This is a genomic window from Aeromicrobium massiliense JC14, from assembly GCF_000312105.1.
GTDB classification, from domain to species: Bacteria; Actinomycetota; Actinomycetes; order Propionibacteriales; family Nocardioidaceae; genus Aeromicrobium; species Aeromicrobium massiliense.
In genome coordinates, this window is record NZ_HE978636.1 from 867,898 (window position 1) to 892,714 (window position 24,817).

The 24,817-nt window shown below is 73.9% G+C and carries 24 protein-coding genes; 16 read left to right on the forward strand and 8 right to left on the reverse strand.

Annotated features, from left to right (window positions below; genetic code table 11):
- The first annotated feature begins 94 nt into the window (after nt 1-94).
- Nucleotides 95-979 carry a carbohydrate kinase family protein gene (locus HGAM_RS17700; RefSeq protein ID WP_019144278.1) on the forward strand — a complete coding sequence of 295 codons (885 nt, stop codon included), beginning with the start codon at nt 95-97 and terminating at the stop codon, nt 977-979.
- A 3-nt stretch (nt 980-982) separates the two neighbouring features.
- On the opposite strand, the gene HGAM_RS04480 is transcribed toward HGAM_RS17700, so the two are convergent.
- The 8 genes from HGAM_RS04480 to eccCa all read right to left on the reverse strand — a co-directional run bounded on the left by HGAM_RS04480 (nt 983) and on the right by eccCa (nt 10,568).
- A complete protein-coding gene (locus HGAM_RS04480) occupies nt 983-1,522 on the reverse strand; it encodes a hypothetical protein (protein ID WP_019144279.1) in 540 nt (179 codons plus the stop codon).
- A gap of 16 nt (nt 1,523-1,538) precedes the next feature.
- Nucleotides 1,539-2,126: a hypothetical protein gene (locus tag HGAM_RS04485; RefSeq protein ID WP_019144280.1), complete on the reverse strand. Its 588-nt coding sequence runs from the start codon at nt 2,124-2,126 to the stop codon at nt 1,539-1,541.
- Nucleotides 2,123-2,665 (reverse strand): hypothetical protein, encoded by a 543-nt coding sequence (locus HGAM_RS20245; RefSeq protein ID WP_019144281.1) that lies wholly within the window; start codon nt 2,663-2,665, stop codon nt 2,123-2,125. The genes HGAM_RS04485 and HGAM_RS20245 overlap by 4 nt, the downstream gene beginning before the upstream one ends.
- Before the next feature lie 38 nt (nt 2,666-2,703).
- Complete coding sequence (locus tag HGAM_RS04495) at nt 2,704-5,307, reverse strand: hypothetical protein (RefSeq protein ID WP_019144282.1); 2,604 nt, start codon at nt 5,305-5,307, stop codon at nt 2,704-2,706.
- A gap of 104 nt (nt 5,308-5,411) precedes the next feature.
- Nucleotides 5,412-5,762 (reverse strand): hypothetical protein, encoded by a 351-nt coding sequence (locus tag HGAM_RS04500; protein WP_019144283.1) that lies wholly within the window; start codon nt 5,760-5,762, stop codon nt 5,412-5,414.
- Between the two features lie 10 nt (nt 5,763-5,772).
- Nucleotides 5,773-6,078: a hypothetical protein gene (locus HGAM_RS04505; RefSeq protein WP_019144284.1), complete on the reverse strand. Its 306-nt coding sequence runs from the start codon at nt 6,076-6,078 to the stop codon at nt 5,773-5,775.
- Nucleotides 6,079-6,105: 27 nt separating this feature from the next.
- On the reverse strand, nt 6,106-6,465 hold the full coding sequence (locus HGAM_RS04510; protein WP_019144285.1) for a hypothetical protein: 360 nt from the start codon (nt 6,463-6,465) through the stop codon (nt 6,106-6,108).
- Between the two features lie 140 nt (nt 6,466-6,605).
- Nucleotides 6,606-10,568: a type VII secretion protein EccCa gene (gene eccCa / locus HGAM_RS17705; RefSeq protein WP_019144286.1), complete on the reverse strand. Its 3,963-nt coding sequence runs from the start codon at nt 10,566-10,568 to the stop codon at nt 6,606-6,608.
- A 113-nt stretch (nt 10,569-10,681) separates the two neighbouring features.
- Between eccCa and eccD the strand changes: the two genes are divergently transcribed.
- From eccD to HGAM_RS04595, 15 genes are all read left to right on the forward strand, one after another.
- A complete protein-coding gene (gene eccD, locus HGAM_RS04520) occupies nt 10,682-12,022 on the forward strand; it encodes a type VII secretion integral membrane protein EccD (protein ID WP_019144287.1) in 1,341 nt (446 codons plus the stop codon).
- Nucleotides 12,022-13,215 carry a MinD/ParA family ATP-binding protein gene (locus HGAM_RS04525; protein ID WP_038951556.1) on the forward strand — a complete coding sequence of 398 codons (1,194 nt, stop codon included), beginning with the start codon at nt 12,022-12,024 and terminating at the stop codon, nt 13,213-13,215. The genes eccD and HGAM_RS04525 overlap by 1 nt, the downstream gene beginning before the upstream one ends.
- Entirely contained in the window at nt 13,212-13,526 is a 315-nt protein-coding gene (locus HGAM_RS04530; protein WP_019144288.1) for a hypothetical protein, read from the forward strand. The genes HGAM_RS04525 and HGAM_RS04530 overlap by 4 nt, the downstream gene beginning before the upstream one ends.
- A 118-nt stretch (nt 13,527-13,644) precedes the next feature.
- The gene (locus HGAM_RS04535) at nt 13,645-14,304 is read left to right on the forward strand and encodes an SAF domain-containing protein (RefSeq protein WP_019144289.1); all 660 of its coding nucleotides are present in this window, start codon (nt 13,645-13,647) and stop codon (nt 14,302-14,304) included.
- Nucleotides 14,305-14,306: 2 nt separating this feature from the next.
- On the forward strand, nt 14,307-15,122 hold the full coding sequence (locus tag HGAM_RS17710) for a CpaE/TadZ family protein (protein WP_019144290.1): 816 nt from the start codon (nt 14,307-14,309) through the stop codon (nt 15,120-15,122).
- Nucleotides 15,119-16,426 (forward strand): TadA family conjugal transfer-associated ATPase, encoded by a 1,308-nt coding sequence (locus HGAM_RS04545; RefSeq protein WP_019144291.1) that lies wholly within the window; start codon nt 15,119-15,121, stop codon nt 16,424-16,426. Before HGAM_RS17710 ends, HGAM_RS04545 begins: the two co-directional genes overlap by 4 nt.
- A complete protein-coding gene (locus HGAM_RS04550; RefSeq protein WP_038951557.1) occupies nt 16,426-17,307 on the forward strand; it encodes a type II secretion system F family protein in 882 nt (293 codons plus the stop codon). The genes HGAM_RS04545 and HGAM_RS04550 overlap by 1 nt, the downstream gene beginning before the upstream one ends.
- Entirely contained in the window at nt 17,304-18,197 is an 894-nt protein-coding gene (locus tag HGAM_RS04555) for a type II secretion system F family protein (RefSeq protein WP_019144293.1), read from the forward strand. Before HGAM_RS04550 ends, HGAM_RS04555 begins: the two co-directional genes overlap by 4 nt.
- Before the next feature lie 37 nt (nt 18,198-18,234).
- Nucleotides 18,235-18,453 carry a hypothetical protein gene (locus tag HGAM_RS04560; RefSeq protein WP_019144294.1) on the forward strand — a complete coding sequence of 73 codons (219 nt, stop codon included), beginning with the start codon at nt 18,235-18,237 and terminating at the stop codon, nt 18,451-18,453.
- A gap of 16 nt (nt 18,454-18,469) precedes the next feature.
- Entirely contained in the window at nt 18,470-18,895 is a 426-nt protein-coding gene (locus HGAM_RS17715; protein WP_019144295.1) for a TadE/TadG family type IV pilus assembly protein, read from the forward strand.
- Entirely contained in the window at nt 18,892-19,335 is a 444-nt protein-coding gene (locus HGAM_RS04570; RefSeq protein ID WP_019144296.1) for a TadE/TadG family type IV pilus assembly protein, read from the forward strand. Before HGAM_RS17715 ends, HGAM_RS04570 begins: the two co-directional genes overlap by 4 nt.
- The gene (locus tag HGAM_RS20685) at nt 19,332-20,060 is read left to right on the forward strand and encodes a TadE/TadG family type IV pilus assembly protein (protein ID WP_019144297.1); all 729 of its coding nucleotides are present in this window, start codon (nt 19,332-19,334) and stop codon (nt 20,058-20,060) included. The genes HGAM_RS04570 and HGAM_RS20685 overlap by 4 nt, the downstream gene beginning before the upstream one ends.
- A gap of 93 nt (nt 20,061-20,153) precedes the next feature.
- Entirely contained in the window at nt 20,154-20,732 is a 579-nt protein-coding gene (locus HGAM_RS04585; protein WP_147543538.1) for a hypothetical protein, read from the forward strand.
- Complete coding sequence (locus tag HGAM_RS04590; RefSeq protein WP_019144299.1) at nt 20,729-21,808, forward strand: hypothetical protein; 1,080 nt, start codon at nt 20,729-20,731, stop codon at nt 21,806-21,808. Before HGAM_RS04585 ends, HGAM_RS04590 begins: the two co-directional genes overlap by 4 nt.
- A gap of 109 nt (nt 21,809-21,917) precedes the next feature.
- The gene (locus HGAM_RS04595) at nt 21,918-24,698 is read left to right on the forward strand and encodes a BTAD domain-containing putative transcriptional regulator (RefSeq protein WP_019144300.1); all 2,781 of its coding nucleotides are present in this window, start codon (nt 21,918-21,920) and stop codon (nt 24,696-24,698) included.
- The last annotated feature ends 119 nt before the right edge of the window (nt 24,699-24,817 follow it).

Sequence of the window (24,817 nt, forward strand, 5' to 3'; positions counted from 1 at the left end):
CCCGATCCGGCACTAGGGTTCGGTCCATGCTTCCCCACCGCATCGCTGCGCCCTGCCCGGGCGCGGCCGTCCCTCCCGGCCTGGGAGGCGTCGCATGAGCCACGTCCTCGTCATCGGGGACGTCCGCGACGACATCAGCGTCGTGCAGGAGACACGCCTGCGGGCCGAGGACGACACCACCTCCAGCATCCGCACGCGTCCGGGCGGCTCGGCCGCCAACGTCGCGGCCTGGGTGGCGCACCTGGGCGTCGACGTCGCGTTCGTCGGCAAGGCCGGCGTCGACGGCGCGGCCAAGCACACCCGCTTCCTCGAGGCCCACGGCGTGCGCGCCCACATCGCCACCGCTCGGGACGCCATCACCGGCACCGCGGTCATCTCGGTCGACCCCGCGACCCGTATCGACTACGAGGACCGCGGCGCGAACGGCTTCCTGACGCTCGAGGACGTGCCGGACCAGGTGTGGGACGACGTGGCCCACGTGCACCTGACCGGTCACTCGTTCTTCGACGAGCGCACGCGCCCGGTGGCGCAGGCGGTCGTGCAGCGGGCCCGCGAGGCGGGAGTGACGACGAGCGTCGACCCCGGCTGCCTGGTGCAGCTGCGTCAGGTCGGCGCGGACGTCTTCCTGGACTGGATCACGGGCGTCACGGTCGTCATGCCCGACCTGGACGAGGGGCGTGTGCTCGCCGGCAAGGACGACCCGCACGACGTCCTGGAGGTGCTCGGCCGCCGCGTCGGGCGCGTGATGCTGACGATGGGCGCCGACGGTGCGCTGTACGGCGGCCGCGGCCGTGAGACGTTCGCCGTCCCGGCGGCCACGTGCGACCCGATCGACGTCACCGGTGCCGGCGACGCGACCGTCGCGGGCTACCTCGCCGCCCGCGCGAACGGCGCGAGCGCAGAGGAGGCCCTCGTCGCTGCGATGGAGGCCGCGGCGGCCTGCATCACCCGCGGCGGCGCCCGCCCCCACCTGGCCTAGCGGTCACGACTCTGCTTCGGCCTCGTCGAAGCCGGCGGCATCGAGGTCGTCCATGACGTCCGTGGCGACGGCGCGGAGCTTGTCGGCGTCGCCGGGCTCGGCGCCGCCGTCACGTTGCAGGCCCACGCGCATGGTCAGGTCGTCGTCGGACCAAATCGCGTAGAGCTCGGAGCCGGCGGCGTCGAAGGCGGTGTCCTGGCAGATACCTCCGGTCGCGTCCTCGATCCCGAGTGGCTGGGGCGTCGCGCACCCCTCGGACCAGCCGGCCACGGCCTCGGTCGGCGGCCGCCCGTCCGGCGTCCGGGTCACGGTGACCGTCAGCGCGGTGCCGACCGGCGTGGCCCAGCGACAGCCCAGCAGGTCGGACGCGCCGTTCAGCGTGGTGCTCGCGTCGGTGGGGTCGTTCACGGTGTCGCCCAGCACCTCGCGAACGGTGGCGTCGCCCACGAACCTGCAGGCAGCGGGGTCGGCCTGCTGCTCCGGCTCGTCCGCCTCGCCGGCGCACGACGCGAGAGCCGCGACCGCGGTGACGGCCCCGAGCATCCGCCGGGTCCGAAGATCACCCGTTCGCGAGGGCGTCATAGGTCGGGCGGTCAGCGTTCGTCCTGAGCCGTTCGGCGAGCGAGCTGAGCTTGGCGCGGTCGTCGGACCGGTTCGCCGCGTCCTCGCGGGTCAGGCGCAACGACATCGTCATGGACCCGTCCTCGTACACGCCCCACAGCCAGGTGCCACCCGCGTCTGCGCACGTGGTCGCGGTCAGGTCGTCGGCCTCGAACGGCTGAGGCTGTGCGCACCCCTTGCTCACCCTGGCGAGCTGCTCCGCCGGTGACAGCTGCTCCTCGACGGAGGGGACGAAGCCGATGGTGAGCGTGTCGCCGGAGGACCGTGCCTCCCACACACATCCCGCGAGGTCGTCGTCGCCGAGCATCGTGGCGGAGCTCTCGCGGCGGTCGACGTCCGGGCTGCCGAGTGCCCCGGCGGCCTGGCTCGTCGACAGGACGGTGCACGGCGAGGCCTTCTCGGGGGAGGGCTCGTCCTCGCCCGAACAGGCCGCGATCGTTCCCAGCATCAGGCCCGCGCACGCGAGCGCGAGCGCGAGGACCGATCGTCTCCTCGCGGCCGCGCGGCCGGCCGGACGCGCAGTCACGACGCTGCTTCGGCCTCGTCGAAGCCGGCGGCATCGAGGTCGTCCATGACGTCCGTCGCGACGGCGCGGAGCTTGTCGGCGTCGCCGGGCTCGGCGCCGCCGTCGCGTTGCAGGCCCAACCGCATGGTCAGGTCGTCGTCGGACCACACCGCGTAGAGCTCCGAGCCGGCTGCGTCGAAGGCGGTGTCCTGGCAGATTCCTCCGGTCGCGTCCTCGATCCCGAGTGGCTGGGGCGTCGCGCACCCCTCGGACCAGCCGGCCACGGCCTCGGTCGGCGGCCGCCCGTCCGGCGTCCGGGTCACGGTGACCGTCAGCGCGGTGCCGACCGGCGTGGCCCAGCGACAGCCCAGCAGGTCGGACGCGCCGTTCAGCGTGGTGCTCGCGTCGGTGGGGTCGTTCACGGTGTCGCCCAGCACCTCGCGAACAGTGGCCTCATCCACGAACCCGCAGGCGGCGGGCTCGGCACGTTCCTCGGGCTCGTCGGCGTCGCCGGAGCACGACGCCAGGAGCAGGACGGCCGCCAGGGCGGGGACTGCCACGGCTGCTCGGCGTCCTCGGTTCGGTCGGGGTCGCACGATCAGTCCGACCCGAACTGCGGGAAGTTCGAGCGGTAGGCGTCGATCTGGGTCTGGCCGTACACCGACGAGCCATGCTCGATGACCCACTGGTTGAACTGCGCCTGGACCTGCGGGTCGACCCCGCTGTCGGAGTCGCTCGCGTAGAGCGCCGGGTCCACGCGGCGTGTGCCGTCGGGGTCGGTGATGACGGCGTCCTTGGGCAGGCCGCCGGGGCCGCCGACGCTGATCAGGTCGTTGCGCAGCAGGTGGTCGTAGGTGCTGAACCGCAACGAGTGCGCGAGCTCGCTGTCGGCATCCTCGGCCCAGGCGTCCGTGACGCTGTCGGGCTGGCTGCTCAGCTGGTCGCCCAGGTACGACAGGCCCTCGGAGGTGATCGTCCCGGCGATCGCGTTCGCCGGCGTCGGGATGAAGCTCGTCGCGGCGCCGAAGGCCTTGCCGAGGGCCTCGCGTCCGGCCTGGTCGATGGCCTCGTCGGCCTTGCCGCCCTTGAAGCCCTGCTCGAGGATCGTGGCCATCGTGTTGCCACCGAAGGAGGACTCGCTGCCGAACACCTCCTGGAAGGACCGGGTGCCGCCGTGGCCGTCCGGGATGAGCGCGTTCTCCAGGTCGGCGACGGTGCGCGGCTTCGACCCGTCCGGCATGACGGCCGAGTCCATCGCCTGACCGATCTGCTGGTCGTGGTGCGTGTAGGCCGCTGCCGCGACGTACTGCAGACCGGTCTTGTCGTCGCCCTCGCCGAGGCTGTTGAGGATGGCGTCCAGGTCGTCGTCCGACAGGGCCATGCCGGTCGGCTGTCCGTCGACCGCGTGGATGAAGCCGAGCCCGGCCGGGTCTCCCTCGCCGTTCGTGTTGGCGGCGCGGTTCACGTCCGGGATGTAGGAGGCCATCATCTCGCCGACGGAGTCGCGCATGCCGGTCGGGATTTGCCAGCCGTCGGTGCCGTCGACGTTCCAGAAGCTCTCGTTCTCGCCCACCGACTGGCCGATCATGAACGCCGACTGCCCGGCGAGCTGGGCGGCCGCCTGGCCGGAGGGCCCGTCGTTGCGCGAGTGCGTCGTCGCACCGGCGAGGGCCTCGCCGAAGCCGTCGCCGTCGTCGGCGGGCCACTCGCGCTGCATGAGCAGGTAGTGCAGGCGGTCGTTGACCTCGACGTCGTCGACGCCGTCCTTCGGGCTGTCGAACGTCGTGGTGCCGCCGTCGGAGAAGAACCGCTCGGCTGCGCCGGGCGTGTTCTCCATGCCGCCGAGCAGGTTGGCCAGGCCGTCGAAGCCCGACATGCCGACGGCGTTGCGGTCGTCGCCCTCGCCGCTGAGCCGCGGGTCGCGGATGTAGCCGTCGCCGAGCGCCTCGTTGGCCGGGCCCCAGACGGGGTCGCCGTCGTGGTCGCGCTCCCACTCGTAGACCTTGCTGGTGAGGTCGCCCAGGAAGCGGTCGTCGAAGCTGGTCTGCTCGCCGCCGTGGCGGATGAGCATCGTGAGTGCCGCCGCGTTCTCCGGGTTGCGCGTCGTGTCGGTGATCGCGCCGTACCAGCGGTCGACCAGGTCGGCCGGCGGCGCGTCGGCACCGGTCTGCTTGGTGTAGTTCGCGAACGACTCGCCCAGCTCGTCGAGCAGGCCGTCGTACATCTCGTTGTCGGCGACGAAGTCCGGGTCGTTGGCGCTGCGCTGGCTGCCGCCGGCGCTGTAGATGCGGTCGCTCAGCGAACGGACCGTGTCGGCGATCTGGTTCGGCGAGACCCGCGAGAACAGCTTGCTGTTGTAGGCCGCGCTCGTGTTGAGCAGGGCCAGCAGGGCGACGGTGTCGGCGTCGACGTCGCGCGCGTCGTCGCTGGTCAGGTCGTCGGCCGTGTAGTCGGCGAGCTTCTCGGCCGTCTCCGGCGGGATGTGGTCGACCAGGTCCGGCGGGGCGTCCTGCACGTGCTCGCGGATGTAGTCGGCCTGCTCGGCCGGGTCCATGTCCTCGATGGTCTCCAGGAAGGCCTGCTGCTCGGCCTGGAGGCGCTCCTGATCGGTGAACTCGATGCCCGGGAACATCCGCTCGGCCGCGGCGATCGGGATCTGCCCGGCGGCGAACAGCTTGCGGACGTTCTGGTCGGTGGGGCCGTCGGCGAGCATCTGGGCGACGTTGTCGGCCTGGGTGTCGAGCTCCTCGAGCGCCGCCGCGTAGTCGGGCTTCAGGGAGGCCTCGATGCCGGCGCCGACCTCGGCGCTGCTGCGCTGCTCGTCCTCGGGGAGCTGGGCGTTGGCCTGCCCCTGGTAGCGCATCGCCGACGCCAGGTCGGTGCGGTAGCGCTGGTTGAGCTCGGCGACCTTGGTGTCGAAGGCGTCGACCGCCTCGGCGAAGAGCTTGATGCAGCCGCAGGCGTACTCGCCGTTCGCGGCCAGGGCGGCCGCGGTCTGGCGGGCCACCTGGGGGTTGAGGCTGGTGCCGAGGGTGATGTCGCCCTCGGTGTTCCCGACGACGCCCTGCTCGTCGAGCGCCAGGTCGTCGGCGATGTCGGCGATGATCGCGACCTGCGAGCGCGGCGACTCGGCCGCCGCCTCGATCTGGTCGCCGGTGACGTCGTAGTACTCGAACGGACCCTCGACGCGCGTGACGCTCATCTGTCTTCCCCCAGGTGTCGTGCTGCGTGGACGGGGCGCTGGCCCCGGCGGACGGCGAAGGGTGGCGGCCCCGGAGGACCGCCACCCGACGTCGTCGTGCGTGCCTAGACGGCGGCGCGGTTGATGCGAGCGCCGACGCCCTGCGTCTGCGTCGCGGCGGTGCGGACGTCCTGCGCCGCGTCGTTGTCGCCGTCACGCGCGGTGACCGCGACGTGGGCGACGTTCGAGCCGCCGTCCTGGACGAGCGTGGGCAGCTGCGTCGAGCCGTCGAGCAGGAACGAGTCGAAGTACGTGGTCAGCGCCGACCGGATGCGCGCGTGCGTGACCGTGCCCTCGAGCTCGCCGAACCCGGACTTGATGCCCGAGCACGCGGTGCTGGCCGCACCCCCGCGGCCCGCCATGCGGGTGCCGGTGGAGTGCAGGCCCTCGACGTCGACGCCGACCGTGTCGCCCATGGACAGCGCCTCAGGACAGGGTGTTCATCGACCGGCTGGCCGCGCTGCGGACGTTGGTGATGAACTCGTCGGTGTTCTCGGAGGTGCGGCCGGTCAGGTTGGTGAGGTTCGTGTTGATGTCCTCGCCGTGACGGCTGGTGGCCGCGCGGGTGCCGGCGGCGACGTCGGAGCCGACGCCACCCTCCATCTGATTCATCAGGTGGGCCTGCTGGCGGTCGACCTCGTCGCCGGCGCTCTGCAGGCCGGCCATGTTGGTGCGGGTGTCGTCCACGTGCTGCTGGACGGCGCCACGGTCGACGCGGATCTGGTCGCTCATGTGATGTCCCCTCGAGTGTGGTGGGCGTCAGGCCCGGTTGATCTTGCTGACGAGATCGGTGGCACCGGTCTCGACGGTGCCGGCGACGGTCTTCTGGTCCTGCGCGCCGGTGTCCTCGTGCTGGGCGGTGCGGCGCACGAAGTCGGCGCCACCCGAGGCGTTGTTCGTGTGCATGAGGGCGCCGGCCGACAGGCTGTTGGCCGCGGCGGTGGAGCCGTTGCCCGCCTGGGTCGCGAACGCGCCCTTGTTCTGGCCGAGCAGGTCGCCGGTGGCGTTGTGCTGGCGAGCGGACAGACCCTGGGCGGCCTCGCCCTGGGTCGCGATGTTCTTGTTGGACTGGGCTGCGCCTTCATAGCCCTCGGTCAGAGACACGCGGTCTGCGGTCATCAGTCCATACCCCCTGAGTCGGAACGCTGAGGTCCCCAGGATAGGCACAGGATGTGGGTTGCGACACCCCGAGAATCGCGCGACCCCGCGGGGAGCGCCCGCGGTCGCAGGCGCCTGAACGGTCTGGCCGATCGTGCGGATCAGTCGTCCGGGTCGTCCACGCGGGCGGTCTGGACGAGCGAGGCGGCCCCGTCGCGGGTGACGTACATGGCCCGTCCGCGGGGGAGCCGCTGTGACGGCAGGCCGCCCACGAGACGGCCCTCCATCCGGTCGCCGGAGAACATGAAGCCGGGCGCGCTGAGGTCGATCAGGCGCTGGATCAGCGGCTCGAACACGGCGCGCGACATGCCGCCCGTGCGGCGGGCGACGACGAGGTGGAAGCCGAGGTCGCGGGCCTGGGCCAGCAGGTCGACGAACACGTTCAGCGGGTTGCCCTGCGACGTGGAGACGAGGTCGTAGTCGTCGACGAGGACGAACACCTCCAGGCCCTGCCACCACGAGCGGTTGCGCAGCTGCTCGGACGTGACGTCCGGGCCGGGGACGCGCTGGCGGATGGCCGTGGCGATCTCGTTGGTCAGCCCGACCGCCTGGTCGTGGCCGGTGGCGTAGCCGAGCAGGTACTCCTCGGGCACGACATCGAGCAGCGAGCGGCGGTAGTCGAGCACCGCGATGCCGACCTCGTCGGGCGACCGGGTGCCGATGATGTTCTTGACCAGCAGCTTGAGCAGGTTCGACTTGCCGGTCTCGCCGTCGCCGTAGACCTGGAGGTGCGGGTCGGCGCCCCACAGGTTGATCTCGGCCGGGCCCAGGTTGAGCTCGGACAGGCCCACGAGCATGCCGGTGTCGCCGGCCTCGAGCGCCGGCATCTCGCTCCACGTGACCAGGCGGGGCAGCACCTCGACCTTGGTGACGCCCTCGGCGCCCCAGCGCTCGACCAGCGTGTCGATGAGGGACGTCTGCAGGGCGCTCTCGTCGAGCTCGGCGTCCGGGTCGGCCGGCACCTCGGCGGCGGGCAGCGCGGCCTGGAACAGCAGCGCGTTGCCCCGGGTGCCGGTGACGCCGCGACCGGGCACGTCCTTCGGGATCTGCTCCATGACCTTGCGGTCGAACTGCGAGTCGTAGGCGTCGTTCATGCGCAGCTCGACGTGCCCGCCCATCGACGCCTGCATGCGCATGCGCACCTGCATCGACTGGGTCACCGACACCACGACGTGCACGCCGAAGCTGGTGCCGCGGGCGGCGATGTCGGCGACCGCGTAGTCGAGGTCGTCGTACTCGTCGCGGAAGCTGCCCCAGCCGTCCACGACCAGGAAGACGTCGACCGGACCGCTGTCGGGCAGCTCGCCGGCGGCGCGCGCCCGGCGGAACGCCGCCATCGAGTCCAGGCCGTGCTCGCGCATGAGCGTCTCGCGCCGGTCGAGCAGCGTGCGGACGTCGTTGATGGTGCGCCGGATGCGCTCGGGGTCGACGCGGGTCGTCACCGTGGCGACGTGCGGCAGGCGGGCGAGCGCGCCGAGCGAGCCACCCCCGAAGTCGATGCAGTAGAACGCGACCTCGCGCGGCGAGTACCGGGACGCCATCGACAGCAGCATCGTGCGCAGCAGCGTCGACTTGCCGGTCTGCGGGGCGCCGGCCACGACGAGGTTGGCCCCGGCGCCGGTGAAGTCCCAGCGCATGGGCTGCTGGTCCTGGTGCGACGGGTCGTCGACCAGGCCGAACGTCGCCACGCAGGACGTCGCGTCGGCCGTCGCCGCCAGGTCGGTGACGGCGCCGAGCGCCAGGCGCGAGGGCAGCGGCGGCAGCCACACCGGACGGGCCGGGGCCGCGCCACTGCCGGTGAGCTGCTCGGCGAGGACGTCCAGCACGCTGCGCGTGGCCTGTGCCGCGGCCTGCTCGTCGGCCATGCGCTGGCCGGCGGCGAGCTGCTCGGCCAGCCAGGCGCCGAGGCCGTTGGTCGACAGGTACGGCACGACGGGCACGGCGGTGCGGGGACCGTCGGCCGGCGGCACGTAGGGCGATGAGACGAGCGCGGCCTTGAACCGCTCGAAGACCGTGGTGTCGACCTTGAGGTAGCCGGAGCCGGGCTCCGGGGGCAGGTGGTAGGCGTCCGGGACGCCGATCGCGTCGCGGCTCTCGCCCTCGGAGAAGGTGCGCAGGCTGATCCGGTACGACAGGTGCGACTCCAGGCCGCGGATCTTGCCCATCTCGAGCTTCTGCGTGGCCAGCAGCAGGTGGACGCCGATCGAGCGGCCGATGCGTCCGATCGCCACGAACAGCTCGGCGAAGTCGGGCTTGGCGGTGAGCAGCTCGGAGAACTCGTCGACGATGACCAGCAGGTGAGGCAGCGGCTCGAGCGGCTCACCCGCGTCGATGCGGTCCTGGTAGGCGGTGACGTTGGGCAGGTTGCCGGCCTGCTTGAGGATCTCCTGGCGGCGCTGCATCTCGCCGTAGAGCGCGTCGCGCATGCGGTCGACCAGCGTCAGGTCGTCCTGCAGGTTGGTGATCATGCCGGCCAGGTGCGGGATGCCCTCGAGCGGAGCGAACGTGGCGCCGCCCTTGAAGTCGACGAGCATGAGCGCGAGCCGGTCGGGTCCGTGGCCGAGCACCAGCGAGCTGACCAGGGTGCGCAGCATCTCGGACTTGCCCGAGCCGGTCGCGCCGACGACCAGGCCGTGCGGGCCCATGCCGCCGTGCGCGGACTCCTTCAGGTCGATCATCACGGCCTGGCCGTTGGCGCCGACGCCGACGGGGACGCGCAGCAGGTCGCGCAGCGGGCGGGCGCGCCAGCCGCGGCCGAGGTCGAGCCGGCCCGGGTCGTCCACGCCCAGGATCGCGGGCAGGCCGACCGTGTCGGTGAGGCCGGAGTCGTCCGAGAGGTCCTCGGCGGTCAGCCGGAGCGGGGCCATCGAGCGGGCCACGGCGACGGCCGTGCCCTCGGGGAGCAGGTCGATCGTGAACGGACGGTCCCACGACGCGAGCGTGGCCGACCCGTCCGCGGCGATCTCGAGCCGGTCGTCGACGGTGTCGGGCTCCTGCCGGGCGTGGTCGTGCAGCGACACGACGTGGACGCCGAGGGCGGCCAGCGGCACCGAGGGGTCGGGGGAGGCGAGGTGCGACCCGTCCGTGAGGCCCTCGCCGTCGACCACGACGACCAGGCGCGTCGGCGGCTGCGAGCCGCGCGAGCGCTGGTGCCGGTCCAGCCGCGACTCCAGCTCGGGGGCGAGCAGGTCGGCCATCTCGGCCACGGACCCGGTCACCCGGCGGACGGGCAGGTCGCCATCGAGCTCGCGGGCGTCCAGCAGGTGCGGCAGCCACTTGAGCCAGTCCCAGGCCGGGGCGGCGGCGTCGGAGCGGACGAGCGCGAGGGCGACGTCGTGCGGGCCGTGCAGGGTGGCGAGCTGCACGACGAGGTGCTGGGCGACGGCCCGGCGGGCGCCGGGCGAGCCGAGCACGCTCAGCCGTCCGAGCCGTCCGAGGTCGGTGGTGACCGGCTGGTCGCGCAGGGTGGCGTAGCGGGTCTCGAGCTCCTGGGCGGCGTGCAGGCACACCGGGTCGAACTGGTGCAGCGGTCCGGTGTCGGCGTCCAGGCGCAGCCCGGCCGCGAGCGGCACCTCGCCGGTGCCGAGCCGCACGTGCAGGAAGTCCGGATGGCCCGGGCGCCGCTCCCACCGGCGGGCGTCGTCGCGAGCCACGGCGAGCAGCTCGTCGGCGCGCGGGAACCGCCAGGCCTGCTCGGCGCGCTGCTCGGCGATCTGGTCCCGCACGGCCAACCGCATCGCCTCGACGTAGTCCAGGTAGCGCTCACGACTCTCGCGCACCTGACGGCGCGCGCCCGAGCGCTGGGCGATGACGACGAGGGCGCCGACGGCGATGGACCCGATGAGCGCGAGGAACGCCGCGACCGCCACGATCGGCCGGTCGCGCTGCGTCACCGCCATGGTGACGGAGCCGGCGCCGCCCATGAGTGGCATGACGAGCATGCCGGCCGAGGCGAGCGGGGTGGGCGTCGTGCCGAGGGTCGGCGGCTCGGCGATCGCGAGGGCGGTCTGCTGGCGGGCGGGCGGCTCGATCCGGGCCGGGCGTCTCACCAGCGTCGTCGTCATCGGACCCCTGTCCAGGCGGCGGCGCTCGTTCTGCGCTCGCGATCGCGCTAACGATATGCTCACCGGCGCCACCGGGCACCCGGGCGCCGGGAGCGCGGGGCGGAGGGGGACAGATGCTCACGGCCTACAGCAGGGTCACCGTCGTCACGGCCGACCGGACGGTCGACCTGGCCCTGCCCAGCGCGCTGCCGCTGGCCGACCTGCTGCCCCAGCTGCTGCGGTACGCCGCCCCCGACACCGACGCGCACGCCCCGGCGTCCTGGACGCTCTCGCGCGTCGGTGCCTCCTCGCTCGGCCTGACCCAGACGCTGGCCGACGCCGGTGTCGTCGACGGCGACGTGCTCGAGCTGCGGGCCGCCACCGAGAACAGCACGCCGGCGCTCGTCGAGGACGTCCGCGACGCCGTCGAGGACACCGTCGACGCGGCCGGCGGCACCTGGGACACGCGCGACACCGGCTCCTTCGTGGCCGTCACCGGCGCCGCCGTCCTGCTGCTCGCCGCCCTCGTGCAGTGGCTCGTGGGCTGGCCGCTCGGCGACGGCACCGACGCGGTCGTCGGCGCGTCCGCGTCCGTGGTGGCCCTGCTGGCCACGACCGCCTGGACCGCGCGGCTCGGCCGCGACCGGGACGCCCGCCTCGTCGCCGTCGTCGCCCTGGTGTGGGCCGTCATGCTCGGCGACGCCGTCAGCCGCTCGCTCGAGCTCGGCCCCTGGACCTCCCTCGTCGCCGTCGCCGTCACGGTCGCCCTGGTGGCTGCCGTCGCCCGGACCCTGAGCGACGCCGTCACCGCGCACCTGTCGGCCACCGTCGTGCTCGCCGTCGCGCTGCTCGTCCTCGCGCTCACCGGGGTGAGCGACGTCGACACGCAGCAGGCCGTGCGCGTCCTGCCGGTGCTCGCGCTGCTCGGTGTCGGTGTACTGCCCCGCGTGTCCCTCTCCGTGGGTGGCCTCGCGGGGGCCGACTACCGGGTGCGGCACGCCGGACGTGTCAGCGACGCCGACCTGCGCCGCCGGTTCCGGGTCAGCAACGACCTGCTCGTCGGCGGCCTCGTGGGCTGCGGCCTGGTCGTGGTCGTCGCCAGCCTCGTGCTCGACACGGACGGTGACGACTGGGACCGCACGCTCGCGCTGCTCCTGGCGCTCACCGCCGCCCTGCGCTCACGGGTCTTCTCCCGGGTCCAGCACATGCTGCCGCTGCGCCTGGCCGGGGTCGTCGTCCTGACCGTCGTGCTCGCCCAGGCGCTGGACGGCTCGGACCTGACGGTCTGGCTGGTGCCGGCGATCAGCGCGGTGACGCTGGCCGGCATGGGCCTGGCCACCATCCGGCTGTCCGAGATCCAGCGCGCCCGGGTGAAGCGGACGCTGAACCTGGTCGAGCTCGTGACCGTGGTGGTCCTCATCGTGGTGCTGGCCGGTGCCATGGGTGTCTACGACGCGCTCGGGGGGTTGTTCTGATGGCCGACGACGACCAGCAGTCCGAGGAGGCCCAGCGCGCCGCCGGCCGGCGGCGACGGGCCGAGGGCTCGGCGAGCGACCTGGCCCGCATGGGCATCGACCCGCGCAGCCTCGGGCTGGGTCCGTCCGTCCCGTCCGCCCCGCCGGCACCCGCGGCCGACCCGGTCGACGACGAGGACGACGGCTCGGTCGTCCCGCTGCGTCCGGAGTTCGCCCGGCGGCCGGCGCCGACCGGGGCTCCGGCCGAGATGCCTCGCCCCACGTTCGCCCGCGGGGCCGCGCCCAGCGCCACCGAGGCGCCGGCACCCGCCCCGGCCCGCGTCGACGGCGAGGTCGAGCGGCTGCTCGCCGGCGCCACGTCCCGGCTGCCCGCCCCGCGCTCGTCCGCCCGCCTGCTGAAGGGCGTCGCCCGCGGCCTCGCGACCCCGGACGCCGCCGCGGCGGTGCAGCAGGACCGCGAGCTGGTCGAGGCCGCCCGCCGCCGCCAGACCGACCGCCGCGTCGTCGCCTTCGTGGCCGGCAAGGGCGGGGTCGGCTGCACCACGGTGGCGCTCGGCGTCGGCGCGACGCTGGCCGCGCTGCGCGAGGACCGCAGCGTCGTCGTCGACGTCCAGCGCGGCTCGGCCTCGCTCGGGCGCCTGGCCGGCGTGGCCGATCCCCGCTCGGTGCAGACCCTGCTCGCCACGGCCGAGGCGGTCGAGCCGCCGCGCACGGCGGCCGGCCTGGGCGTCGTCGACGGGGCCGGGTGGGACGCCGAGCTGCGCCGCACGCACGTCGCCGGCGTCCTCGACCGGCTCGGGGCCGAGCACGCCTTCCACCTGCTGGACGTGGGCGACGAGGCCGCCGAGGGCGGTCACGCGGGCCTCGCCCGGGCCGACCAGGTCGTCGCCGTCACCGGCACCGGACGCGTCGGGCTGGCCGCGCTCGAGGTCGTGGTCGACCGGGCGCGCGCCGTGAACCCGGGTGCCGCGGACGCCCTCGTGCACGTCGTGGTCTGCCCCACCGACGAGTCCTACGACCGGGTCCACCGCGAGCTGGCCGAGCACGGCAGCCCGGCCGGCCGCGTGGTCGTCGTGGCGCCCGACCCGTACCTGGCCTCAGGGGAGCCGTTCGACCCGTCGGCCGTCACGTCGGCCACGCGGGAGTCGATGCTCGCGATCGCCGCCGCGGTGGCGCTGGGCGGCCGGCGATGAGCGACGAGCAGCCCACGCGTCCCGTCCCGCCGCCGACGCCCCCGGCGCTGGCCGGCACGCCGAACGCCGAGCGGTACGTCCTCGAGGCGGACGCGATGCGCCGCCGCCAGCTGCGATCGGCCCTGCTGCACGGGTCGCGGCGCACCTGGCGCGAGCACCCGCGCACCTGGCCGGCGGTCGTGATCGGCCTCGTCGTCGCCGCCGTGATCGTCGCCGGGCTCGCCGTCGCCCAGGCGCTGGACAAGACGGTCGAGAACCAGGAGAAGCAGAAGCGCGCCCAGGCCGCGGTCGCCCTCGTCCGGGCCCCCTGAGACTCGTCGCGCGGCCCCACGGCGGCTTGTGTACGTTGTGCCCCGTGATCTCGCGGGGGCGGGTCGTCCCACCCTCCGCTCGGTCCGCCGCACCCCGACGCGTCGAGAGGTCCCCTGCATGGCTCCGTCGAGCACGACCCAGTCAGCTCCGTCCCGCCTCCCCTCCACCCGGGAGCGGCGTCCTGCCCTGATCGCCCTGGCGATCGTGCTGATCGTCGGTGGCGCGCTCGCGTCCGGATGGCTGGCGCTGCAGTCCGGTGACCGGGCCTACTTCCTGCAGGTTTCCGCCGACGTCGCGCAGGGCGAGGACATCACGCCCGACAAGCTCGAGCGCGTCAGCCTGCCCAAGGGCTTCGACGGCGGCGTGGCTGCCGACGACGAGGGCGAGGTCGTGGGCCGCCCGGCCGCCACGCGCCTCCTCGCCGGCACCGTGCTCAACCCCGCCATGGTCTCGGACGACGCCGGCCTCGCCCAGGACACGACGCAGCTCGCGGTGCCGGTCACGTCGGGCGCCCTCGAGCTCGGCACCGGCGACCAGGTCGTGCTCGACATCGGTGCGACGGACGGCAACCGCGCGTCCGTGCTCGCCGAGGTCGTCTCCGAGCCGACCGAGACGGGCGACGGCGGCTTCGGCGCGTCCAGCGCGAGCCAGATGGTCGTCTCGGTGCACCTGTCGTGCCTGTCGGCGGTCTCCCAGGGTGTCGAGGACTCCAGCATCGTCATCGCCCGTGTCGGCGCGGTCGACGAGTCCCTCGTCCGTCGCACCTGCGGGGCCTGACCGTGGCGCTCATCGCGGTCGCCTCGGCGAAGGGCTCGCCGGGGGCCACCACCGCGTCGCTCCTGATCGGTGCCCTGTGGCCGCGCCAGGTCGTCGTCGCCGAGTGCGACCCGGCCGGCGGCGACGTCGCCCACCGCATGCCCGGGCCGGACGGACGTCCGCTCGACCCGCAGCAGGGGATGCTCAGCCTGGTCGCGGCCGGCCGCAAGTCGCTGCACGCCGGCCTGCTGGCGGCCCACACCCAGCCCATCGTCGGCGGCCTGGACGTCCTCTGCGGCGTCATGGTCCCCGAGCAGGCCGGTGCCCTCGCCCAGCAGTGGGAGCGGCTCGCCGATCTGTTCGCCCGGCTGCCCGGCACCGACGTCGTCGCCGACCTCGGCCGCATCGGCGCGGTCACGCCGCAGAACGTCCTGCTCGCCTCGGCCTCGGCGATCGTGCTGGTCGTCGGCACCGTCCCCAGCGAGGTCGTGCACCTGCGCGAGCGGCTGCGGGCCGTCCACGAGGCCCACGGCGGCCCGGTGGGCGCGCCGATCCACGTCGTGGTCGTCGCCGCCCCGAAGCGCTCGCGCACGGTCAAGGAGGTGCGCGAGGCGATCGAGCGCTCCGAGGTGCCCGTCGCCGGCGTGCACCACCTCGCCCACGACCCCAGCGGCGCCGCGTTCTTCCTCGGCCAGGTGAGCGGCAGCCCCGCGCGCACCGCGCTCGTCCGCTCGGCGCGCCCGATCGTCGACGAGCTGGCCGCCGCCACCGCCGTCTTCCACGTCGGCGCCGAGGAGCCCGCCGGCGACGAGCCGGCCTCCGGAGAGGTGCCCGCATGATCGACCACGACCTCGTCCGGCAGCTGCGCACGCAGGTCGCCGACCGGCTCAACGAGCAGCGCCGCCGCGACCAGCTCGCCGGGGTGACGCCGATGAGCGCTGACGACGAGCGCGAGTACGCTCGCTCGCTCATCGTCCAGGTGCTCGAGGACCACGCCCGCTACGAGATCGCCGAGGGACGCACCCCGATCGCGCCCGACGACGAGGCCGAGGTCGCCACGGCGATCCACTCGGCGCTGTTCGGCGTCGGACGCCTGCAGCCGCTGCTGGAGGACCCCGAGGTCGAGAACGTCGACATCAACGGCTGCGACCACGTGTTCGTCCAGTACGGCGACGGCCGCGAGGAGCGTCATCCGCCCGTGGCCGAGAGCGACGAGGAGCTGGTCGAGCTCATCCAGGTGCTGGCCGCCCACACCGGCCTGTCGAGCCGGCCGTTCGACTCGGCCAACCCGCAGCTCGACCTGCGCCTGCCCGACGGCTCGCGCCTCTCGGCCGTCATGAACGTCTGCGCCCGGCCCTCGATCTCGATCCGCAAGGCCCGCCTGGGCCGGGTGTTCCTCGACGAGCTGATCGCCAACGGCACGGTGTCGCCGGACGTCGGCTCGTTCCTCAAGGCCGCCGTGGCCGCGCGCAAGAACATCATGATCGCCGGTGCGACGAACGCCGGAAAGACGACGATGCTGCGCGCGCTGGCCAACGAGATCCCGGCGAACGAGCGCCTCATCACGGTCGAGCGCGCGCTCGAGCTGGGGCTCGGCGAGCACGCCGACCTGCACCCGAACGTCGTCTCGTTCGAGGAGCGGCTGCCCAACTCCGAGGGCCTGGGCGGCGTCTCGATGGCCGAGCTCGTCCGCCGCTCGCTGCGCATGAACCCGTCGCGGGTGATCGTCGGCGAGGTGCTCGGCGACGAGATCGTCACGATGCTCAACGCGATGAGCCAGGGCAACGACGGCTCGCTGTCGACCATCCACGCGAACTCCTCGCTCGAGGTGTTCAACCGCATCGGCACCTATGCCATCCAGAGCCGCGAGCGGCTGCCGCTCGAGGCCACGACGATGCTGATCTCGGGCGCGCTCGACTTCGTCGTCTTCCTGCGCAAGCACAACGACCACGCCACCGGTGGCGGCCAGGCCCGTGTGGTCGAGAGCATCCGCGAGGTGGTCGGCCACGACCAGCAGGTGCTGTCGAGCGAGGTGTTCGCCCCGGACGCGTCCGGCCGCGCGCAGCCGCACGCCCCGATCGCCTGCATCGCCGAGCTCCAGGAGCACGGCTACGAGCCGCTCGTGCACGGTCGGTGGGCCTGATGTTCGAGGAGCTGCGCATCCCGCTGTTCGTGACGGCCGGTGCCGTCACGGGCCTGGGCCTCGCGCTGCTCGTGCTCGCGCTCAGCGGGCTGCCGGTCCGTGAGCGGGCGTCCGCCACCCCCGGACGCCGCCGCTCGGTCGCCGGGTCGCAGCGCCGGCTCAAGCAGCTCGCGGCCGGCGTCGGCGTCTTCGTGGTGGTGCTCGTCGTGACGCGCTGGTTCGTGCTGGCCGCGGCGCTGGGTGTCGTGGTCGCGTTCTGGGACCGGGCCTTCGGCGGCGCGCGCCAGGAGCGTGACGCGATCAACCGGGTCGAGGGCCTGGCCACCTGGATCGAGGCGCTGCGCGACACCATCGCCGGCGCCGTCGGCCTGGAGCAGGCGATCCCGGCCACCGCGGTCAACGCGGCCCCGTCGATCCGGCCCTCGCTCAACCTGCTCGTCGACCGGCTGCGCGTGCGCGAGCCGCTGCCCGACGCGCTCATGAAGTTCGCCCGCGACCTGGACGACCCGTCGGCCGACCTCGTCGTCGCGGCCCTCATCCTCAACTCGCGGCTGCGCGGCCCCGGCCTGCGCGACGTGCTGAGCGCGCTGGCCAACTCCGCCCGCGACGAGCTCGACGTGCGCCGCCGGGTCGAGAGCAGCCGCCGGTCCACCCGGCGCAGCGTCCAGGTCGTCGTCGGCGTCATCGTCACGGTCGCCGCGGGCCTGGTGCTGTTCAACCCGGCGTACGTCTCGCCCTACGGCACGTTCGAGGGCCAGCTCGTGCTGGCCGGCGTGCTCGCCCTGTTCGCCGGCAGCGTGTTCTGGATGCGCAAGCTGTCCGGCGTGGAGGAGCCCGAGCGCTTCCTCATCGGCTCGCTCGACACGAGGGGGACGGCATGACCTGGTCGCTGCTCGCCGGGGCCGCCGTCGGTCTCGGCATCGTCCTGCTCGTGCACGCGCTGTCGGCTCCCGTGCCGGGCGTCTCGGCCACGCTGAGCCGCCTGGACGCCGGGCGCCGCGGACGCGCGCTCACGACGACCGCCGCCGACGAGGGACAGGGACGCGTCGAGCGCTTGCGCGGCTCGATCGGCGAGCGGCTCGAGCAGGAGGCCACGTCCCGCGGCTGGCAGCTGCGCTCGACCCGCGCCGACCTCGCGGTCATGAACCGCTCGATGGCCGTGCACCTGGGCACCAAGGCGCTGCTCGCCCTCGGCGCGCTCGTGTGGTTCCCGGTCGTCTGGCTGCTGTTCGGCTTCGGCGTCGGCCCGGTGCCGCTCGTCGTGACCCTCGCGGCCACGGCGCTCGCGTTCATGCTCCCGGACCTGCAGCTCAAGCGTGAGGCCGAGGTGCGTCGCCGCGACTTCCGCCACGTCGTCGGCTCGTTCCTGGACCTGGTCGCGATGAACCTGGCCGGTGGCCGCGGCCTGCCCGAGGCGCTCATGGCCGCGTCCTCCATCGGCGACCACTGGGCCATGGTGCGGCTGCGCCAGGCGCTGTCCAACGCCCGCATCATGGGCTGGACGCCGTGGGAGGGCATTGCGCGGCTCGGTCGCGAGCTCGGCGTCGACGAGCTGCGCGACCTCGCCTCGGCGCTGGCCCTGGCCGGCGACGAGGGCGCCAAGATCCGCATGTCCCTCATGTCGCGCAGCGAGAGCATGCGCCGCAAGGAGCTCGTCGACGTCGAGGGCTCGGCCGGCGAGAGCTCGCAGTCGATGCTCATGGCCCAGCTGCTCATGTGCGTCACGTTCCTGGTCTTCCTCGCCTACCCGGCCATCAGCCAGCTCAGCTAGCGTCAACCACGTCGTCCTAACCCCCGGAGGAACCGTCATGAACAACCCCGTCGTCCTGTACGCGACCGCGCTCATCACCCTGGTGCGCGGCCGCGCCGAGCAGGCCCGCCGCGAGGGCCGCAACGAGCTGGGCGCCTCGGCCATCGAGTGGGCGATCATCTCGGCCGTCGTCGTGGTGCTCGCGCTGGCCATCGCCGCCGCGATCCGCGGGGTCGTCGACAACAACATCGGCGACATCGAGCAGGGCGCGAACTAGCGCTCACCGACGACCGATGACCGTGGGGACGAGCCGGGGACGGCGCGACGATCGAGGCACCAGCGCGCTGGAGTTCTCGATCATCGCGCCGATCTTCCTGCTGCTCGTCTTCACGATCATCGAGGGCGGGCTGTACCTGCACGCCCGCAACACGGCGCAGTCCGCCGCCCGCGAGGGCGTCTCGTACCTGCGCCTGGCCGGCTCGAACTCGGACCCGGCGTCGTTCACCGCCGCCGCCGAGCAGGTCACCGAGGGGTACGCGGCCAAGCTCGGCCGGCTCAAGAACGTGACGGCCGCCGGCACGATCGACACCGACACCGGACGCGTCACGATGCTCGTGGTCGGCGACGTCGTGCTGCCGGTGGGGGGCACGGTGCAGGTCGAGCAGACGTCCACGGCCACCCTCGAGCAGTTCCGCGGCGACCTGCGGGAGGGCCCGTGAGGCGCGACGAGCGGGCGACCGCGAGCCTCGAGCTCGTCATCGTGGCGCCGTTCCTGCTGCTGCTGCTCATGCTGATCATCGCGTTCGGCCGTTTCGCGCAGACCGAGAACCTGGTCGACCAGGCCTCGCGCGACGCGGCCCGCGCCGCCACGGCCCAGAACGTCCGGGCCCAGGTGAAGCCCGTGGCCGACGACGTCGTCGCCCAGGTCATGGACGACGCGCCCGCGTCGTGCCGCGACTCGGCCCAGGCCGACCCGCCGTCGCTCACCGCGGGGGCCTTCGAGCTGCCCGACCCGAACGCGCCCGCGCAGGTCGAGTCGGTCACCGTCACCGTCCGCTGCACGCTCGACCTCAGCGACCTGGCCGGCCTGCCACTGCGCTCGGTGCAGCTCGAGCGCACCTTCACCAGCCCGCTCGACCGCTACCGGGGCTACCAGTGAGGCGCCGGGACGAGCGCGGGTCGATCACCCCGTTCGTCGTCATCGTCGCGCTCGGCATCATCCTGCTGGCGGGCCTGGTGATCGACGGCGGCCGCCAGCTCAACGCCAAGGGGCGCGCCGTCGCCTACGCCCAGGAAGCCGCCCGTGCCGGGGCCCAGGCGGTGGACGTGAGCGACCCGCGACTGGACCTCAACCGGGCGCAGGCGCTCGACACCGCGCAGGAGTACTGCCGCCAGGCGATGGCTGCCGACGGACAGCTCGTGCGCTGCGAGCCCAGCCTGCGCACCGTCAACGACGGCGATCTCGGCTCCTTCCTCGCCGTCCAGGTCGACGCCCAGGTCGAGATCGACGCGATCCTGCTCGACATGGTGCGCAGCCCGACCATGATGGCGTCCGGCGCGGCGATGGCGCGTCCGGTCAGCGGCATCAGCGAGGCCGACAGCGGCAAGGTCTCGACCCTCGGGCCCCCGTCCGTCGCGCCGCCGGAGGAGGGCACGGTGGGCACCGCCCCGTTGCCGACGAACGTCGAGGTGACCCCGTGCGAGCCGTCGCCGAGCCCCACGCCGACGCCGACCGAGACCCCGACCGACGACGAGGACGACCCCAAGGACGACGACGACCCGAAGGACGAGGACGAGCCGACGAAGACCCCCTCGCCCTCGCCGACGCCGTCCCCGACGCCCACCGTCGACTACTGCAAGACGCCGGGACCGGGCGGTGAGTGACGGAGGGCGGCCGTTCCGTGGACTGGGCGTTCCCGCGGACCCGCCGGTAGGCTGGGCCGCGCTCGTGAGCCAGGGACGTCCGGGGGGACACGCATGAGACATCGCGCACCGCGGGTCGCCGCCGTCGCCGTGCTCGCCCTTCTCGCCGCCGGCTGCGGCGGTGACGACGAGCCGGCCGCCGAGGCCGGCACCCCGTCGCCGAGTGCCTCGGCCACCACGTCGGCCGCGCGGGTCGAGCAGCCCGACACCCTGGGCGTCGACGTCCGCGTGACCAACCTCGACGCGCACGCGGGCGACCCGGCCGTCGCCCGCTGGCGGCTGCTCAACGCCGCGATCGTGCGCACCACGAACGACCGCACCGTGGCGCCCGCCCTGCGCCAGGTCGCGAACGACGCCGTCGTGCGCGACTTCGCTCAGCGCCTCGCCCCCGGATGGAAGGACGGTTGGACCGTGCCGAACAGCGTCGTCCTGCGTATCGAGGACTCCCAGCCCGGCCGCGTGATCGGCTGCCTGTGGTCGCCCTCGCAGGCCTACCGCGGCAAGGACGGCAAGTCGGTCGGCACCGCCGACCAGTCCTGGCTGCGCATCGTCTCGACCTACTCCGGCACCGGCGACGCACTGAGGTTCGGCTCGTTCGAGGTCGACGGCACCTGCGCGGGGGAGGCCCCGTGAGGCGCGCCCTGGCCGCCGCCCTGGCGGGTGTGCTCGGCGCGTCGGTCCTGAGCCTGCTCGGCGCCTCGCCGGCGGCCGCGTGCACACCGGCCCAGATGCCCTGCAGCCCGTCGGGCTCGGGCGGCGGCGGGCCGTCCACGCCGGTCGAGGGCAGCAGCGGCACCCGGTACGACAACTACACGTCGACCACCCAGACCTGCTCGGTCTACGCCAGCGGCAACGGCATGGGCTCGTACTGCGTCTCGCTGGGCGGGGGCAGCGCCTTGAAGACGCTGCGTGAGATGTACGGCGGCCAGGAGTTCCAGCAGTGCCGCTACAGCGACCTGCCGCCGGGCATCCAGGCCCCGTTCAACACGCGGCCGTCCGAGGGCCGCTACATGCTCGTGCGCTGCCTGCGCGGCGTCGACTTCGACACCTACAGCGGCGGTCGCAACCGCAGCCTCTCGCTGGAGATCCGCTTCGTGGAGTTCGGCGAGGATGTCCGCGACCAAGGTGGCGCCCTGAACGACTTCCTGTGGGGCCGCATCAGCCAGGACACCTTCCTGCCGGTGCCCTTCCTGCAGCCCAAGCCGAACCCGACCCCGATCGTTGGCGTGCCGACCTACCTGACGTTCCAGTGGCGCAACCCGGTGAACGAGCAGGTCGTCGCGCAGGGACCGTTCGCGGGACGCGCCGGCGTCGGTGGCCCGTACATCGAGATCGAGACGCCCACTGGACTGACCATGGTCGCGCAGGCCACCGAGGTGCGGCTCGACCCGAACCAGGAGGGCATCGACCCGGTGACGTGCCGGCCCACCACGCCGTACGTCGTCGGTGTCGCGCCGAAGGACCAGCCCGCCGACGCCTGCAGCATCACGTTCCCTCGCTCGTCGGCCTCCGCCCGCAAGTTCGCCACCCGCGACATCCCCTCGAACCTGCCGGACTCGTTCTACGCGGACGTGCAGGTCGACTGGCGCGTCCAGTACGGCGAGGGCGACCAGCTGCAGGATCTCGGCGACTTCACCATGCGGCTCAAGCAGCCCATCCCGGTGCAGGAGGTCCAGGCGCCGAACCAGCCGCCCGCCGTCATCTACTGACGTCCGGCAGGCGGGCGCCAGACCCGCTCCACTAGGCGCGGGCCGTGCCCACCGACTACCTTGGGACGGTCCGCCAGGGCGGGCATGTCGTGACATTCCAGGGGGAACGATGACGTCGACGCTCCAGCGTCCCAATGGCGACCGACTGCCGACGATCACCAAGGTGCCCAGCCGCGGCGCCCAGGTCGCGAAGGGCCTCGCCGCCCTCGTCGGCACCGCGCTCATCGTCGTGGGCGTCCCGCTCGCGCTGCTGGCCGCCTTCGGCACCCCGTGGCCGGACGAGGCCCCGTCGCTGCAGTGGCTCACCGAGCCGACCACCACCGAGGCGCTCATGGGTGTCCTCGCCGCGGTCGTCTGGCTGGCCTGGGCCCACTTCGTGGTCTGCCTGGTCGTGGAGGCCGTGGCCGAGCGCAAGCGCCGCGGGCTCGCGCCCCAGGTCCCCGGCGGCGGCATCGGCACGCAGACCCTCGCCCGCCGGCTCGTCGCGACCATCGTCCTCATCGCCGGCACCTCGGCGGCGGGCATGTCGACCGCCACCGCCGCCACGTCCGGTGGCGCCGAGCAGGACGTCCAGATCCGGCCCGCGACCACCCTGGTGCAGACGGCGACGCCGGACGCCGGCGACGAGGCGCGGCCCGACGGCGACACGCTCGAGCGCGCGACCAAGGCGGACGTCCAGCAGGGCGTCACGACCTACTACGAGGTCAAGCCGCCGAACAACCGCAACTACGACACGCTCTGGGACATGGCCGAGCGATACCTCGGCGACGGCTTCCGCTACAAGGAGATCTGGGAGCTCAACAAGAACGTCGAGCAGGCCGACGGGCGCGTGCTCAAGAGCGCCGACCTCATCCACCCCGGCTGGGTCATGAAGATGCCCAACGACGCCAAGGGGCCCGGCCTCAAGGTCGTCGACCACGCGGCCGAGTCCACCCCGGCCCCCGCGCCGGCACCGGCACCCGCCGACGTCCAGACCGGAGCGGAGGCGTCCAGCGACGCCACCGCCGACGCCGGTGCCATCGGCGGGACGGCCGCCGACCAGCAGGAGGGCCGCTGGGGCCCGGTCTACGGCGTCGCCGGCGGCCTCGCCCTGGCCGGTGCCGTCATCGGCCTGCGCCGCCGCCGCGCGTCCGCGCCCACCGGCGAGCGCTGGGCCCGCCGTCAGGCCTCTCCCACGCCCGACCCGCAGGGTCCGGCGCCGGTGCCGCCCGGCCCGGGTGGCCGGCTCCGCCAGGAGGGCGACGTCGAGACCGCCGGCTGGCTGGACTCGGTGCTCCGCTCCTGGAGCGACGGCCACGGCGCTCTCGTCCCCGCCCGCGTCTCGGTCAGCGAGTCCGGTGCCGCGGTGGCGTTCGACCAGCCGCCCGCGCGTCCGGTGCCCGCCGGCTGGACGGCTCGCAGCGAGACGGTGTGGGCCGTCGACCGTGACGGCGCACCCGCCGGCACCGGTGCGGCGCCCGCGCCCGGCCTGGTCGTCGTCGGCCGCCGTGACGACGGCAGCCTGCTGCTCGCCGACCCCGAGGGCGTCGCCGGCGTGCTCGCCCTCGACGGCACCGACCACGTCGCCCGCGGCCTGGCGGTGAGCATGGCCGTCGACACCGCCACCCACCCGTGGGCGGACGACCGCGCCGTGACCCTCGTCGGGTTCGCCGACGACCTCTCGGCCGTGTCGCCGGCCCTGCGCCACAGCGACGACCTCGGCCGCGTGCTGGAGTCGCTGCAGAACGTCGCGCGCTACCAGCGCGACGCGTGCCGCTCCGCCGGTGCCGCGACTGCTCGCGAGGCCCGCGCCGCCGGTGGCGCCGCGCGCTGGACCTACCACCTCGTCGTCTGCTCCGGCGTCCCGTCGTCCGACGAGCTCGCCACCCTGACCACGCTGGCCGCCGACCCGCAGGTCGCGCTGGGCGTCGTCGTCGTCGGTGCCGTGCCCGACGCCGCGATGCGGCTCAGCGCCCGCCACGACGGACGCATCGTCTCGCCCGTGCACGGCGTCGACGTGGCCGCGCAGGTGCTCGAGCCCGCGGCCGCCCGCGACCTCGCCGCCCTCTACCGTCCGGTGGCCACCGGTGGCTCGGTCAATCTCGACGACCTCGTCGACGTGCTGGTCGATGAGCAGGCGGCGAGCGCGGCCGAGGACGCGACCGTGCGGCTCGACGTGCTCGGCCCGGTGCAGGTCTCCGCGCCCGGCCCGGTCGACGAGGACCGTCGCCCGCTGCTCACCGAGCTGCTCGCGCTGCTGGCGCTCAATCCGGCCGGCGTCCACGTCAACCTCGTCTCGGCCGCCCTGTGGCCGCGCGGCGTGGACGACGCGGTCCGCGACGACACGCTCGTCCGCCTCGGCACCTGGCTCGGGGCCACGGCCGACGGCACGCCCGTGCTGCGGCAGGAGGCGGGCATCTGCTCGCTGACGCCGGGCGCGGTCCGGCTCGACTGGGACGCGTTCCGCGACGCGCTCAACCGGGCGGCCAACGACGGCGCCCAGCGCGAGGCGCACCTGCGCTCGGCGCTGTCGCTCGTCCGCGGCCAGGCGTTCGAGGACGTCCCGGCCTCGCGCTACACCTGGCTGGACTCGATGACCGTCGAGGACGACATCGCCCTGGCGGTGACGCTGAGCGTCCACGCCCACGCCGAGGCGGCTGCCGCCCGCGGCGACGAGTCGACCGCCGTGGAGGCGCTGGCGCACGGACTGGAGCTCATGCCCGGCAGCGAGGAGCTGTGGCGGGCGCGGCTGCGCCTGGCGCACCACTTCGGCGACCGCGACGCGCTCGAGCGCGTGGCCCGCGAGATGTACGCCGCGCTGGCCGAGCACGGCTCGCTCGCCGGACCGTCGGGCCAGACCGACAGCCTGGTCGACGAGCTGCTGCCCGGGTTCCGCTCGCGCGTCGCCTGAGCCAGCGGCCGAGCGCCCCGCGTCCCACCGGGACGCGGGGCGCTGTCGTGCGTGAACCCCGACACCCCGGCCCCGCTCCCCACCGCAGGGCGGTGAGTGGTCCACCACGGTGACGGCTC